The organism is Chromohalobacter sp. HP20-39 (genome assembly GCF_033052815.1).
GTDB lineage: Bacteria > Pseudomonadota > Gammaproteobacteria > Pseudomonadales > Halomonadaceae > Chromohalobacter.
Window position 1 is genome coordinate 1 of the sequence record NZ_JAWHTP010000365.1, and the last position, 328, is coordinate 328.

At 62.8% G+C, this 328-nt stretch carries 1 protein-coding gene; it reads left to right on the forward strand.

The features are described from left to right. Nucleotides 1-328, forward strand: a 328-nt coding sequence (locus RVY79_RS18395) for a putative metallopeptidase (RefSeq protein ID WP_317465982.1), incomplete at both ends; no start/stop codon positions are given.

Below are 328 nucleotides of genomic sequence, written 5' to 3' on the forward strand. Positions count from 1 at the left end.
GCAGGAGCAGCAGCTCGCAGAGTGGTTCGGCCGCGTGCCAGCCTGGCTCATCACGCTGGATGCCGAGTACTGCGCTAATTGCTCAGACGCTGAGTTCTGCGCGCTGGTGGAGCACGAGCTTTACCACATCGGCCAAGAGACGGATGCCTTCGGCGCCCCGGCCTTCACCAAGGATGGATTACCGAAGCTGTTCCTGCGCGGACATGACGTCGAGGAGTTCGTTGGCGTGGTGCGTAGGTACGGCATAGGCGATTCCAACGGGATGCTGGCCAAGCTGGTGTCTGCGGCGAACTGCACTCCGGAGGTGGCGCGCATCGATGTCGCACGT